General features: G+C 42.5%; 8 protein-coding genes and 1 pseudogene. 3 read left to right on the top strand and 6 right to left on the bottom strand.

The window, feature by feature from the left end; all coding sequences use genetic code 11:
- Nucleotides 1–143 precede the first annotated feature (143 nt).
- From clpB to DXA07_RS03265, 3 genes and pseudogenes are all read right to left on the bottom strand, one after another.
- Nucleotides 144–2,719: pseudogene (gene clpB / locus DXA07_RS03255) on the bottom strand (ATP-dependent chaperone ClpB).
- Nucleotides 2,720–2,866: 147 nt separating this feature from the next.
- Complete coding sequence (locus DXA07_RS03260) at nucleotides 2,867–4,015, bottom strand: HAMP domain-containing sensor histidine kinase (RefSeq protein WP_117822955.1); 1,149 nt, start codon at nucleotides 4,013–4,015, stop codon at nucleotides 2,867–2,869.
- Nucleotides 4,012–4,692 (bottom strand): response regulator transcription factor, encoded by a 681-nt coding sequence (locus DXA07_RS03265; protein WP_117808733.1) that lies wholly within the window; start codon nucleotides 4,690–4,692, stop codon nucleotides 4,012–4,014. Before DXA07_RS03265 ends, DXA07_RS03260 begins: the two co-directional genes overlap by 4 nt.
- Nucleotides 4,693–4,790: 98 nt before the next feature.
- Here DXA07_RS03265 and DXA07_RS03270 point away from each other — a divergent pair, with 98 nt between their 5' ends.
- The 3 genes from DXA07_RS03270 to DXA07_RS03280 are packed head-to-tail and all read left to right on the top strand — an operon-like array spanning nucleotide 4,791 to nucleotide 6,784.
- A complete protein-coding gene (locus tag DXA07_RS03270; protein ID WP_117785383.1) occupies nucleotides 4,791–4,934 on the top strand; it encodes a CD1871A family CXXC motif-containing protein in 144 nt (47 codons plus the stop codon).
- Nucleotides 4,927–5,832 (top strand): 4Fe-4S binding protein, encoded by a 906-nt coding sequence (locus DXA07_RS03275; protein ID WP_118483389.1) that lies wholly within the window; start codon nucleotides 4,927–4,929, stop codon nucleotides 5,830–5,832. Before DXA07_RS03270 ends, DXA07_RS03275 begins: the two co-directional genes overlap by 8 nt.
- A gap of 52 nt (nucleotides 5,833–5,884) precedes the next feature.
- Nucleotides 5,885–6,784: a TlpA disulfide reductase family protein gene (locus DXA07_RS03280; protein WP_118483391.1), complete on the top strand. Its 900-nt coding sequence runs from the start codon at nucleotides 5,885–5,887 to the stop codon at nucleotides 6,782–6,784.
- Between the two features lie 90 nt (nucleotides 6,785–6,874).
- On the opposite strand, the gene DXA07_RS03285 is transcribed toward DXA07_RS03280, so the two are convergent.
- The 3 genes from DXA07_RS03285 to DXA07_RS13915 form a co-directional block, all read right to left on the bottom strand.
- Nucleotides 6,875–12,625 carry a leucine-rich repeat protein gene (locus DXA07_RS03285; RefSeq protein WP_182429561.1) on the bottom strand — a complete coding sequence of 1,917 codons (5,751 nt, stop codon included), beginning with the start codon at nucleotides 12,623–12,625 and terminating at the stop codon, nucleotides 6,875–6,877.
- 115 nt (nucleotides 12,626–12,740) lie between these two features.
- A complete protein-coding gene (locus DXA07_RS03290) occupies nucleotides 12,741–13,391 on the bottom strand; it encodes a TetR/AcrR family transcriptional regulator (protein ID WP_118483395.1) in 651 nt (216 codons plus the stop codon).
- A gap of 151 nt (nucleotides 13,392–13,542) precedes the next feature.
- Nucleotides 13,543–15,048, bottom strand: coding sequence for an HAD-IC family P-type ATPase (locus tag DXA07_RS13915; protein WP_348980733.1), 1,506 nt, complete (start codon nucleotides 15,046–15,048; stop codon nucleotides 13,543–13,545).
- Nucleotides 15,049–15,078: the final 30 nt, after the last annotated feature.

The following is a 15,078-nucleotide window of genomic DNA, read 5'->3' on the forward strand; positions in this document are numbered from 1 at the left end:
CAACCTCCCTATCTTAATATACAATGGCATACCATCATTAAAATAAGATTAAAGGGACTGGCACCGAAAAATATTTTCAATGCCAATCCCTTTTATCATGCTTATTTTAGTTGTCACCAGGCATTTACTACCTGTTTATATTACTACTTCTCATTTCTCGCTGTCAATTTCTGACCGTCATAGTCAATGATGATCGCTGACTGGGTGGATACTTCACCTGCAAGGATCATACGGGCAACCAGTGTCTCAACATTCTTCTGAATAAAACGCTTCAATGGTCTTGCACCATAGACCGAATCATAGCCCTGATCGATGATCGCACTCTTAGCCTCATCCGTAAGCTTGATCGTGATCTCCTGTCCAGCCAGACGTTTGTTCAGATCCTTGACCATAAGATCAACGATACTGCCAATATTCTCTTTGCTTAATGACTTGAAGATGATCGTCTCATCGATACGGTTCAGGAACTCCGGACGGAAGTGCTGTTTCAGTTTGTTCATAACTGTCTCCCGTATCTCATCCGTGATCTCGCCACCGCCTTCTGCGATATCCACACCACCGATATTCGATGTCATGATGATGATCGTATTCTTAAAGTCTACCGTTCTGCCCTGTGAGTCCGTGATACGTCCATCATCCAATACCTGTAATAATACATTGAATACATCCGGGTGTGCCTTCTCTACTTCGTCGAACAAGACAACCGAATATGGTTTCCTACGGACTGCCTCGGTAAGCTGTCCGCCTTCATCGTAGCCTACATATCCAGGAGGCGCTCCGATCAGTCTGGATACACTGTATTTCTCCATATATTCACTCATATCGATACGAACCATGTTCTGTTCATTATCAAATAAAGCTTCTGCCAGTGTCTTTGCAAGCTCTGTCTTACCTACACCGGTTGGTCCAAGGAACAGGAATGAGCCGATCGGCTTGCTTGGATCCTTGATTCCTGCTTTGGAACGGATAATCGCATCGCTGACATATTCAACAGCTTCATCCTGACCGACAACCCTCTTATGAAGTTCATCTGCAAGATTCAGTGTCTTACTCTTTTCACTCGCCGTCAGTTTGGCTACCGGAATACCGGTCCACTTGGATACATCTCCGAAATTTCTTCTTCTGATACGACCTCATGTACCAGCTTTCGTTCTTTCTCCGATGCAGACTGCTCTGCCAGTTCCAGCTCTTTCTGAGCTGCCGGAAGTTTGCCATACTGCAATTCGGCTGCTTTGTTCAGATCGTAATTTCTCTGGGCAACCTGAATATCATTCTTGATCTTCTCGATCTCCTCTTTCAGGTTACGGATCTTCTCAACGCCTGCCTTTTCATTCTCCCATTTGGCTTTCAGATTATTTGCTTTATCCTTTAACTCTGCAAGCTCTGACTGTATATCCGCCAGTCTCTGCTTACTCAGGTGGTCTTCCTCTTTCTTCAGTGCGGCTTCCTCGATCTCAAGCTGCATGATCTTTCTTGTGATCTCATCAACTTCGGTCGGCATGGAATCCAACTCCGTCTTGATCATCGCACAGGCTTCATCGACAAGGTCGATCGCTTTATCCGGAAGGAAACGATCTGTAATGTACCGGTTGGAAAGCACCGCTGCACTTACCAATGCACCATCCGAGATCTTAACTCCATGGAACACCTCATATCTTTCCTTGATACCACGAAGAATGGAGATCGTATCTTCTACCGTCGGCTCATCGATCTGTACCGGTTGGAAACGACGTTCCAGAGCGGCATCCTTTTCAATGTACTGTCTGTATTCGTCAAGTGTCGTTGCACCGATACAATGCAGTTCGCCACGGGCAAGCATAGGCTTTAACATATTGCCTGCATCCATTGCGCCATCTGTCTTACCGGCTCCAACGATCGTATGCAGCTCATCAATAAAGAGGATTATCTCACCTTCTGATTTCTTTACTTCATCCAGAACTGTCTTCAGACGTTCCTCAAATTCACCACGATACTTGGCACCGGCAACCAACGCACCCATATCCAGTGCGAATATCTTCTTATTCTTCAAGCCTTCCGGCACATCACCTCTGACAATACGCTGTGCCAGACCTTCTGCAACCGCTGTCTTACCTACACCAGGTTCACCGATCAGAACCGGGTTATTCTTGGTCTTACGGGAAAGGATCCGGATCACGTTTCGTATCTCAGCATCTCGTCCGATAACCGGATCGATCTTCTGCTCTCTTGCCCGTTCCACCAGATCGTATCCGAACTTCTCCATTGCTTCATAGGAATCTTCCGGATTCTCACTGTCTACCTTTTTATTTCCTCTGATATCTGCCAGAGCCTTTAAAAATGTGTTCCGATCGATCGCCCATGTTTTAAGCAATGGCTTCACATCGGAATCGGCTTTTTCGATCAGTCCAAGGAACAGATGCTCAACCGATACAAAGCTGTCTCCCATCTGCTTTGCTTCCTTTTCAGCCTGAATGAGCGCCTTTGAAAAATTATTTCCGGCATACAGATTTCCGCCACTTACTTTTGGCAGTGATGCAAGCTTATCTTCCACCCTATTTACCGCTGCTGTTACATCTATATCGAGTTTTTCAAAAATCTTCGAAATAAGGCTTTCGTCTATCTCAAGCAATCCTGCAAGTAAATGAATCTGTGCAAGCTCCTGATTATCATATTCCAGGGCTTTATCTTTCGCTTTTTCTATTACTTCAAGCGACTTTCTTGTATATTTGTCCATATCCATAATCATTTACCTCCTAACATATAAAAACTACTGTAATTCAAGATACACTTTCATTACAGTAGTTAACATAACATTTTTTGTTAGCACTGTCAAGAGGTGAGTGCTAATTATTTTTATTTTATTTTTTCACACACATTTCAGGAATGATCACTGGGTAAAACTCACATCAAAAATCGTACCTCCGGATGGATTAGACCGGACTGTAATTGTCCCATCATGCGCACTTACGATTTCATGAACAAGCGCAAGTCCAAGTCCGACACCACCAAGTTCCCGGCTTCTGGATTTGTCCACACGAAAGAACGGTTCAAACACACGCTGCCTGAGTTCCTCCGGGATTCCATTTCCAGTATCCTCTATTGACAGGTAAATATGTTTTTCCTTTTGATATGCGGTCACTGTAACCCGTCCCCCAGAATGATTATATTTTATAGCATTCTCAACAAGATTGTATACCATCCTATAAATAAGGATATCACTTCCGATCATCCTTATATCCGTGCATTTTCCAATAAGTTTTATATTTTTTTCCTGTGCAAGCGGTTCCAGATCCGCCAATACTTCATCAACAAGAGCATTGACCATTATTACATCGTCTCTCCCCACAGTTTGAAGCTCGCTCATATCCAGAAGGGTTTTTACCATTTTACCAAGTCTGTCATTCTGTTCCGTAACCATCTTTATCGTTTGCTCGGTATCTGCATCATTGCCCGGATGCGGATTGGAATTATATGAATCAAGCTGTATCTGCATTAAAGATAATGGGGTTCGAAGCTCATGTGCTGCATTTGCGGTAAATTGTCTCTGTATATCAAATGCATCCGAGAGACGTTCAAGCATCTTGTTATACGAAACACTCAGTTGGTTCAGTTCTTTAACATTGTTTTCTTCTATTCGTGAATCTGCCAGATTTTGTGCCTGTACCTCTTCAATCTTATCAGAAAACTTACCAATCGGCTTTAGGGCATGTCCACTGATAAAATACGTGGCCACACCACCCAGAAGCGCCAGCAAGGCTGAAATTATCAGGCTGTTTTTTTTGTAGTCTGCCTTGTTATTGTACACCTGAACGGAAAAATCATTTGCAAAATCATCCCAGTTATCCTCCGGAATGCTGATATATATTTCATCCGAAGAGCTTCCGTTATCATCTCCCCTGGCATCAACAGTCTCTTGCAGAGAATCAATATAGTACACACCATTTTTATAAATAAGCATAGTCAGACATCCACATATAAGCGCAATATATAATGTAATTATACATGTAAGTCTCCACTGTAGCGATATTCTTTTCATCTGTCGGCCTCCTCTCGTATTTTATACCCTTCTCCCACCTTGTTCAAAATCGGATCATATCCGAGCACTGCCTTAAGCTTTCTTCTAAGCGAAGACATATGTACTCTAATTGCTCCACTAAAGCTGTCCACGGATGCATCCCAGACATGCTCCATCAATTCTTCCTGACTTACCGGTCTTCCCAGATTGAGAAGCAGATATTCTAAAATACCATTTTCTTTTCTTGTAAGGGAAACCTTTTCCCCTTTTGCATATGCCTCACGTTTTATCGTATCAAAGCTTATCCCGCCGCTTTCCAGACATACATCCTTCTGCACAAATTTTCTTCTTGTCAGACTTCTGATACGTGCTTCAAGTTCCTTTATATGAAATGGTTTTTCCATATAATCATTTGCACCTGCATCCAGTCCCTCAACCTTATCCGCGATCTGTCCTCTTGCAGATAATATAATAACCTTTGTCTCCTCATTTTCCCGTCTGAGTTCTCTTAAGATTTCCATTCCATCCATACCGGGCAGATTCAGATCCAAAACGATCAGATCATAATCCTCCGTAAGGATACATTCAAGAGCCTCTTCCCCATCATAACAGGTATCCACTTCATACCCAACACCATACAGGCTTTTCGCAACCATATCACATATTTGTTTCTCATCTTCAACTATTAATAATCTCAAAAATCTTTCACCTGTTTCTTAACAAAAATTTTACAACAGCTATTGTATAATACCCAGGTCAGTTGGTCAACAAACACAATCAAGAAAGGAGCTGCAATATCTTGAAGTACAGGAAAATATCTCAGATCGTTTTACTCATCACAGGTATAGCAATGATCAGCTATGGTGTAGTCAGAGGTGAAGCGGCTGCCGTGCTCAGCAAAGCAATAAAATTATGTCTGGAGTGTGTAGGAATTGGATAAGAACAAATCAATATCAAAAAAAACAGCCAGAATACGCGGATGGATACAGGCAGCTGCCACGCTGCTTACTAATATTCACATCCCCAATTTATTTAAAGGCAAGATCTATCAGGGCAAAGCTAAAACAGTATGCGTACCGGGATTAAACTGTTACTCCTGTCCCGCTGCAACCGGAGCGTGTCCGATCGGGGCATTCCAAGCAGTTGTCGGCTCATTCAAATTTAAATTTTCTTACTACATAACCGGTTTTTTCATTTTACTCGGTGTGATTCTCGGAAGATTTATATGTGGATTTTTGTGTCCATTTGGATGGTTTCAGGATCTGCTTCACAAAATTCCTGGAAAAAAGTTTTCCACAGCCAGGCTGAAACCGTTAAGATACCTGAAATATATCATCCTGATTGTTTTCGTTATACTTCTGCCGATGCTTGTAACGAACTCCATAGGAATGGGAGACCCGTTCTTCTGTAAGTATATTTGTCCGCAGGGTGTTCTGGAGGGGGCTATACCACTTTCACTTGGAAATGCAGCTATACGCTCTGCACTTGGAAAACTGTTTTCTTTTAAGTGCCTTATTTTAATTACGGTTATTATACTGAGTATTTTGTTCTACAGGCCTTTCTGCAAATGGATTTGTCCTCTTGGAGCAATCTATTCATTATTTAACAAGGTCAGCCTTATGAATATCAAGGTTGAAAGCAGCAAATGTGTCGGATGCGGTAAGTGTTCAAAGGCATGCAAAATGGATGTAGATGTATGCAAAACACCAAATCATCCGGAATGCATACGATGCGGAGCATGTATAAAGGCCTGTCCAAAAGACGCGATCTGCTATCAGTTTATGGGGAGACCATGTTCCCAAAAGGGACATAAGCAATCTTCCAAAACCAATGTGTAACAATCAGCCACACTAATATTATCTAAATTATTATTTAAAGGAGCAATTATCTATGAAGACAAAAAAAACATTAATACCTATTATCACTCTCTGTGCAGCATTATCTCTCACGGCATGTAGCGGATCAGGATCTGCCACAACTGAGAGTTCACAAAAAACCCAGACAGAAGCCACCACTGAAGCTGCGGACAATTCCAACACGAAGCTGGATGATTTATATCAGCAGGAGAACCAGATTTTTGCAGATCATGCGGATGTATGGAACAAGGTATTTGGCATGATGAATAAAAGCAGCGCTGATCCAAGCGGAGATTATGCCGATTATCTGGCCGGCGCCGTGGAATCAAACAAGGAATCCTTTACAGATGATGAACTGAAAACACTTAACGATGATATTGAAACCATCAGACAGATTGAAAAGCAGATATCCGAAATCGAAAATAATAATACAGGATCAGAAAGCGCCGACCAGAACGACAGTTCCGAAGAAATCACACCTTTCAAGAGTTTCTCCGGTAAGGATTTCGATGGTAATTCTGTTGACGAAAGCCTGTTTTCCAATAATGCGGTAACGGTCGTTAATTTCTGGTTTACCGGCTGCAAACCTTGTGTCGCAGAATTATCCAAGCTTAATGAATTAAACGATGCCATCAAATCGATGGGAGGCGAGGTAGTAGGTATCAACACAGAGACCTTTGACGGAAACGAAGATGCTATCAAGGAGGCCGCAGCCATTCTTGACAGTCAGGGTGCCAAATACCGCAATATTTCCATTGACTCTGATTCAAACATAGGTAAATATGCCTCCGACATCATGGCATTTCCTACAACCATACTTGTCGATAGGAATGGTAATATCGTCGGAGATCCTATGCTCGGCGGTATCGATGACCAGAATAACTATGACACTCTTATGAAACAGATCCAATCAGTAATCGATGCTGATAAATAGAATAAATAATCAGATTCAGGGGCAGGATAAAAAGCAAACTTTTTATCCTGCCCCTGATTGCATTCTTAATCATGCTCCTTTGTCTTAATCTTATTTTGTTATCTTGACTTTCTTTACTTTACTGTATTTACCATATACTTTCCTGCCTGTAGAATCCTTCTTATATGCACGGACCCGTACATAATAGGTCTTTCCTTTTTTCAGCTTCTTTATGGTCTTCGTTCTCTTCGTTGTATTGACAACCTTCTTGCCCTTGGTGAACTTAGAATTGGTCGCGTATGTGATCTGATATCCCTTTGCTCCGGATACCTTTGAATACTTCACAACCAGATTCCTGCCATTCGTATTCGTAACCTTAAGTCCGGTTGTCTTCTTCACCTTTATCTTCGACCACTTCGCATATACGGTATAATTCTTCTTTGAGCCTTTCTTGATCGAGGTTATCTTCTTCGTATAATTACTATTTGTATACCATCCCTTGAATGCATATCCCTTCCGGGTCGGTTTCTTTAATACAACCTTCTTCGCTGATGTATAGGTCTTCGGATTCTTCTTGTTATTCTTACCCTTATTTAACTTATAAGTAATCGTATATTTTTTCTGGCTTAACTTGCTGACCTGATGTTTCTCAACCTTCTTACATACAGAGCAGGTTCTGCTTTCTTCCCCTGCATTTGAGGTAGTCGGCTTCACTGTCACTGTCCATGCAGTCCAGGTATGACCCTTTGCTGCTATACTGACATTTGTCTGCACTGTCTTTCCACAGGTATCACAAACATAATGTCCACTTCCTGCCGCCGTACAGGTTGCTTTCTTATCTGTTACCAGACGCTTCGATACATGCTTGCAGATAAGCTGTGCCAGCTCTCTTCTCTCAACCGCTCCACATACAGAACAGGTTCTTGTTTCTTCTCCTGCCGTATCATAGGTAGCAGGTGTAACAACCTTCCATTCTCCACAGGTATGTTGATCCGCAAATTCTACTATGATCTTCTGTGGTTTTGTCACATTTTTGATCGTATACTTTCCATCTGCAAATTCTATCCTTGTGCCATTTGCAGATACAAGAACACATCGACCGGCTGCAGCCTTAACTGTAAAGGAATAATCCTCGCCATAACTGATTGTTTCTCCCCCTTTCTCCGGAAGGATCGTATAATCATCCCCACCGGATGGAATCGTAACCTCATATCGGTTCGGGATCACATCTTCTGCTTTCACATCTATGATGTAGTCTTTTCCAATGTTCTTAATAGTATAGCATCTGCCATCTGTCTTAAGTGCCTCTGCCACTTCATCAGACAGTTTATAATAGTTACCATCAAATCCCCTCACCGCTTCGTATACATAGACAACCGCATGGGCATTGCTGTATCTATCTCTTGCCGATAATGTATAGTCTGAATCTTCAACTACGTCGCCACCTGTTTCTTCCAGATAGTCCTGCGCATTCTCTGTAAGTGTAACTCTGTAATACTCGATGCATCCGTCAGGTTTCGTATTTGTCGCTCTGTTCATCGAAAGCTTAAGATCCCGACCGGTTACATCCGATCCCTCTAATCTGACACCAGCGGTTTCACTCTCTGCCTTCCAGTTATTCTCATAATACTTTATGGCTGCTAACTGATATTCTGCCTCTTCTAATTTCTCAAACCGATAAGAGCCATCTTCTGCTGATGTCGTCTTTTTTGTATCACCGTTTCCTTTTAATTTAACTGTTACACCCGGTACAGGATTGCCTTCGGGATCGCGAACAGTTCCGGAGATCGCATAAGTCTCTATATTCTTTTCAAAGATTGCGGTGTAGGTCTCGCCCTCAAAAACACCGTTTACCGCAGTTGGATAGAGTCCGGTTATGGAATAGGACGGACTACCCTCCTTGCTGTCAACCCACTTCACGAAATGCCAGCCAAGATCTGCCACCGGAAGAACTCCCTTTGGTGTTCCGCTTACTGCCTTGATCGTCTCTGTCAATTCACCGGAACCGGTCTTGTCACCTACCCATTTTACTGTTCCATGCTCGCCGGCCTTGTAGGTAAATGTAACTTCTGTTTCCTTTGTTGTGATCTCTACCGTATGATTTGCTGAGATATCGGATATCGTATAATTGCCATCCTCATCCGGCTTCAGTGTCTTTCCATCCAAGCTTACCCCTTCTAATATGCATCCTGTATCCGGTGTTACTGTAAATACAACAGTCTCACCGGTCTCGGTGATAAGCTCTGTCACTTTCTTCTTATCAACGCTTGCCGATGCATAACTACCTTCCGTCAATTTAAATTCCAGAGTATACAGGTCATATGCTTCTGCATATACATCCTTATCTGTAGTTAATACATGCGTGAAATCATACAAGGTCGTATGTTCCTTATCTTCATACCAGTCGAATGTATGAATCGCATCATTCTTTCCTGTTACAGTCGGTGCCTGGGTCTCGGTAACTGCATGGTTGTAATTCGTATATCCATATCCTGCAAGATCTTTACCACCGGTCGTATAATGGAAGGTCATCTGCATAACGCTTCTGCTTGTTTCTTCCTCTGTTAAATCAAGATACGGATATCGTTCGATTTCTGCTCCGCTTATTATCTGTTTCCATACAAATAACTGCTTTCCTCCGGAAGCCTTCAGATCTTCATTGATACCATTCTGCAGTTTCCAGGCAGCCTTACCGGATTCAAAATCTTCCGCTGTCATAGCTTCATTATCAGTAAATGTCACCTTATGTCCCTTCAAATCCATGGAATATCCGTAAGCTTCCACATCAATATCTCCCACATAACAGCAGGCAGATACCACTGCATTTCCCAAATAAGATGAAACACAACCTGCAATAGGCGCTGCAAATGCATGCGGTTCATTATTCTGGAAGCTGGTTGCAACATTTGTTGTCTTTATATTCGTGGAATAATTATAGCAGTCTCTTATCAGAGCATTCTCTACCCCTCCTACAATTCCTCCGGTATGGGAACCACCTTCAACATCTCCTGTATTATAACAGCCGTAGATCGTACCCTTACTACATATTGCATAAGCAGCAATACCTCCGGCGCAACTGTCCGAAGCTGTAACAGCTCCTGTATTATAACAATAATAGATTCCATACTGTGACAGAGAAACCGGAACCAATTCCTCCGCTTCCGTAGAACCGCTTCCCGAATCATCTGAAGATCCGCCGGATGTATCTTCCCACCCCCCAATAGATGGATTTACGATTATTACATCACCGCCTTCTGCCACACCGGTTCCTGCTGCAATACCTCCGACATATGTTCCTGTAAGTGCTCCTTTATTATAGCAGTTAGCAACATATCCCTTGTTATCTCTTACAATACCGGCTGCCTGACCGGTTGATGTAATTGGCGCTTCATTATAACAGTTCAGGATCTTGCCCTTATTCCAATCACAAATTCCTCCCACATCTCCGCTAATGCGTCCTCCGGTATTATTGATTGCTCCACGATTGACACAGTTTTTTACAATGCCATAATTCATATCTACTATGCCAAAGCAATTTTCACGCTGTTTATCGATCCATTCTACATCTGCTGTATTCACACAGTCATCCATAATTCCATAATTCTTATATACAAAAACAGCACCGCCATGCCCACAATATTTTGTGCGCAGTCTTCCGGCTGTACAGTTCGTAACGGATCCATTATTGAATCCTGCAAATACTGCACATGCAGTTGCATAAGACTTCTCGATCGTCAGATTCTTTAAAGCTCCCGATCTGCCAATATATCCGATCAGTCCGCCCTGATTATCATAACCCGGATTTTTCCGATACAAGCCCCGGATCGTCTTATGATTTCCGTCAAAAATTCCCTGATATATAATGTTATATTTCGTAAAGTTTACATTATAAGATCCGAGAGATGGCCAGTTGATCACATTTGTCGTTTCATCTGTCCATACATCCCATTCACTTGTATCATTCATCTCGATATCATTGCAAAGAACGACATTCTCCGACAGATGTGCCGTAGCATCATCTCCGTTTCCATTTACATAATCAGCAAACCAGTATAACTGTCCAGCATTGCTTACTGCATAGTATCCTATGTAGTTTTCGTCTAATCCAAATGCCTTGCAATTCTCTGCCGTGACCTGCTCAGCCGGCTGATAAGAACCATCCACCGTTGCAAATCCGTTTTCATCATAGGTCAGGCTCTTGCTGACTTCTCCACATGTACTACATTCTGCCGTATAGGTATATATGCCATCCTTTACACCGGCCAATTTCCAACCCACCTTTTCCTCATGGAAAGTGATGTGATCTCTTGGCACACCAAAGGTCTCTGTCAGGCATCTGTAAACCTCAAATGAATGTACTGTATAATACATCATCTTTAAACCTTTCCCTATCGTCTCTTTCGATGTAGTTCCATAATCTGTTAAAGTTAACTGCAAAGAATCCTTATCTTTGTGCGGAATCTCTACCATCGTTCGGTTCCATGAACCACAAAATACATTCATATTTAACTCTTTTAAAGAAAGAGGCAGCTTAATCTCACGTTGTTCTTTCAGATTTGTATTATTTTCTTTATATGTAGAAAATAAGCCTTCCGGCAAGGTATTCAAGGCACATCCGTCTTCAAATGTTATGTACTTGATTTTTGCATTTCCGCCACCATCCAATGAAGTCGCTGTAAAATCCGTCAAGCATTTTGGATATTCAAGGCTTCGCAGATTACTGATGCTAAATGCCCGAGTTCCAATGGTAGTCACGTTCTGCATATACGGCAACTCGGTTATATATATATAACGGAACGCTTCATTTTTAATTGTCTTAACACTGTCCGGAATCCGGAGTGATGATACCTTTGAGCATCCCATGAAAGCCTGCTCTTCAATCATCTCTAACTGATCAGGAAGTTGTATATCGGTAACATTACCGCAATATGCAAATGCTGCTTTTCCAATTGATGTCACGGAATCCGGAATTGCGATCTCCTGTAATCCGTCACAGTCATAAAATGCACATATACCGATCGTTGTGACTGTGCCAGGAATCACAAGCTTCTCCATCTGATCCAGATTTCGGAATGCTGATTCTCCGATTGTTGTAAGTCCTTCCGCTAATTCAACATCTTTCAAAGCGTAACAGGCATAAAAAGCTTCCTTTCCTATGCTTTCAACCTTTGAGCCTTTTTCGAACCGGATCGTCTCAAGATACTGTGAATTATAAAAGCACCTCTCCGGTATCGTTTCAATGGAAGCCGGAACCGTAAATTCTTTTAAAGACTTACAACCGTAAAGTAAATATTGAACATTCTTTCCAAATGAAGTAAGCTTGCATCCTTCCTCAAATGTAATCTTCTCCAGTGACTCATCCATATAGAACATGCCATGATTGAACGAACCTGAATTGAATTCTGTAACAGATGCCGGAATCGTGATCTCCTTCAGCTTCTTCTGTTGCTGCACCAGTGCTGTTGTTAATTTCTGCATCGTACTTGGAAGATAGATATATTCATACTGGAGATTTTCTGGTGGACTATATACATTAAAATATGTCAGTCCTTCTCCAACTTCTACCTGCACGATATTGTACTTGGCAAATACGTCTTCATAATCTGAAAATAATCCAAACTGACCGGAATAGTTTGTATCTTCGCCTCCATATGTGATCGTTGCAATATACTTTTTTTCTTCTGTAGAAGCATAGATACGCCATATATTTTTATAGCTGTCTACCTGCTCTACCAATGCCTCTCCGGTCTTCTGATAATGATATCCGATTCCCTCATCGACTTCTACCTCTGCTGCATCCTCCGTCTGTGCATACGTTGTCATTGACCCATAAAGCGTTATGGGCGTCGCAATCGCAAGCATGGCAAGCATGGCGGCTGTCAGATAATGCTTTTTCTCTTTGTTTTTAATTTACTCATATTTACCTCCCTTTCATTCATGCACGTATCCCTTATATCCCTAGTACCCCTGCATCCTGTTATACAGATGCTGTCGCATAGTTTATGATCATTTCCTTTAAACGTATCAACTCCGGCATATAATCCCTGTTATCCTCTGCGCCCCATATAAAGCCTCCCGCATAGTAGGTACATGCTGCCATCATCGTATGTATGGTCACACGGATAAATTCATCCTCCGGTATATCCGTGCGAAGGGTATGATCTTCCTTTGCTTTCTCATACATCATATGCAATCGGGTATCAGCCGAATACACCGACGTATGAATATTCTCAAACTGTTCCGGGTCTACGCCCTCATGCGTGACGTAGTGATTAAAGTTATCATTGTACTGAAGCAGTTCTTTATGATTCAGATACATTTCAATATAACTGTCCAGCGTGAATATGAATCGATCGATCGCCGGAATATCCTGAACCGATGAAATCGGTCTGTTTCTATCGAGCTCGTCCAGATATGATTTCCACTGTGCCATACAGACTGCGATCACGAGTTCTGTCTTATTCGAATAACACCGGAATAAGGTCGCCCTGCCGATACCGACCGCCTCTGCGATCTCGCCCATACTTACCGCTTCAATCTTCTTTTCTACAAAGATGCGAAATGCAGTATCCAGGATCCGCTGTCGTCGTTCATTTTCTTTTGCTTTTTGTTTCTCTGATTTGTTCATTACCGTGTTCCTTTTTTGATACGTACTGTATCATTAATTTTATAAGAAATAATATATAATGTCAATACTCATAAACACATCTTATATACAAGTCAAGGATTTTTCTGACCTCAAAAAAATCAGGCAGCCCTGCTTTGTAGGCTGCCTGTCTCTATTTAAGCTCCAGATATTTCTTAAGCTTTGGCTTTTTCTTTTTATAGTATTCCTGCAGCTTCTCCACCAACAGGGTGAGGTAGCGGAACAGGGATTCTGCCGCGAATCCGAATACCACCATAAGCAGTACGCAGATATTTGACAGATCGGTCAATGCAAATAACTTCTTCAGGAAAAATCCTGAGAATATAAATCCAATGATGTTCAGTCCGATCACACCATATTTCATCTTGTTTAACGGCTCACTGATCTTAAACAGGATCATAAAGCCAACAACGCAAAGCACCATTGTTGCGATCGTACCGATGCTTTCTTCCGGCAGGGCAAATACCTCACCGCAAATCACTAACGCGCCAACCGCAATTACGTCAGTAAGGCCACCCGGAAATGCTTTGAACATGACATTTGTAAGGAAATGTCCTTTGATCCGGTCTCTGTTCGGTTCAAGTGCAAGCAGAAATCCGGGAGCACCGATCGTAAACATACTGACCAATGAGATCTGCGCCGGTTCCAGCGGATAGGTGATCATAAAGATAACCGAGAACAGCGACATCAACAGTGAGAATATATTCTTAACAAGGAACAGGCTGGCGGAACGCTGTACATTATTTACAACCCGTCGTCCTTCGTATACCACATCCGGCATATGTGCAAAATCGGAATCCAGCAGAACGACCTGTGCTGCCTGTGTTGCAGCTTCACTACCGGATGCCATCGCCACGCTGCAGTCCGCATCCTTCATTGCAAGGATATCATTGACACCATCACCTGTCATCGCCACGGTATGCCCCTGCTTTTTAAGTGCCTGCACAAGCTTTTGCTTCTGCTTCGGCGTCACACGACCAAATACCGTATATTCCCGTACGGCTTTCTTAATCTTCGTATCCGTATCAAGTGTCGTCGCATCCACATAACTTTCTGCGTTGTCAATACCCGCCTGAACTGCGATCTGTGATACCGTCTTTGGATTATCACCGGATATAACCTTGATCGCTACATCCTGACTCTTAAAGTATGCAAAAGTCTTTACCGCATTTTCACGAATCGGATTTGCCAGTGCCACAAAGCCAAGCGGTGTTACTCTGTCAGATAATCCATTTGCAATACTGCTTCCTTCATATCTTCCAAATAACAGCACACGATCTCCCTTTTCGGCATAAGGAAGGATCTCTTTCTCGATTGACGCATAATCATCCCGCATGATGAATTCCGGTGCACCAAGCAGATAGATGCCATCCGAAAATGTAATACTGCCGTATTTCAAACTGGATGAAAATGCCAGACGGTCAAGCGGTACTCTGTGTTTTCCGACACTACCGTCTGCCTCATCGGCATATTTCTTCAATGCCTCCATCGTAGCGTTATTATCCTGTGACGCTGCTGTATAATCAATCAGCAGCCCTTTTAATTCGTCCGTCGTCTTTAACGGATTCCGGCTATCCTTACTTAAGAACATATCCTTGACACTCATAACAGGCTCTGTGATCGTTCCGGTCTTATCCACACATACACATCGACACGTGCCAGTGTCTCG

This window comes from Clostridium sp. AM54-37XD, from assembly GCF_003478225.1.
Taxonomy (GTDB): Bacteria; Bacillota; Clostridia; order Lachnospirales; family Lachnospiraceae; genus Coprococcus; species Coprococcus ammoniilyticus.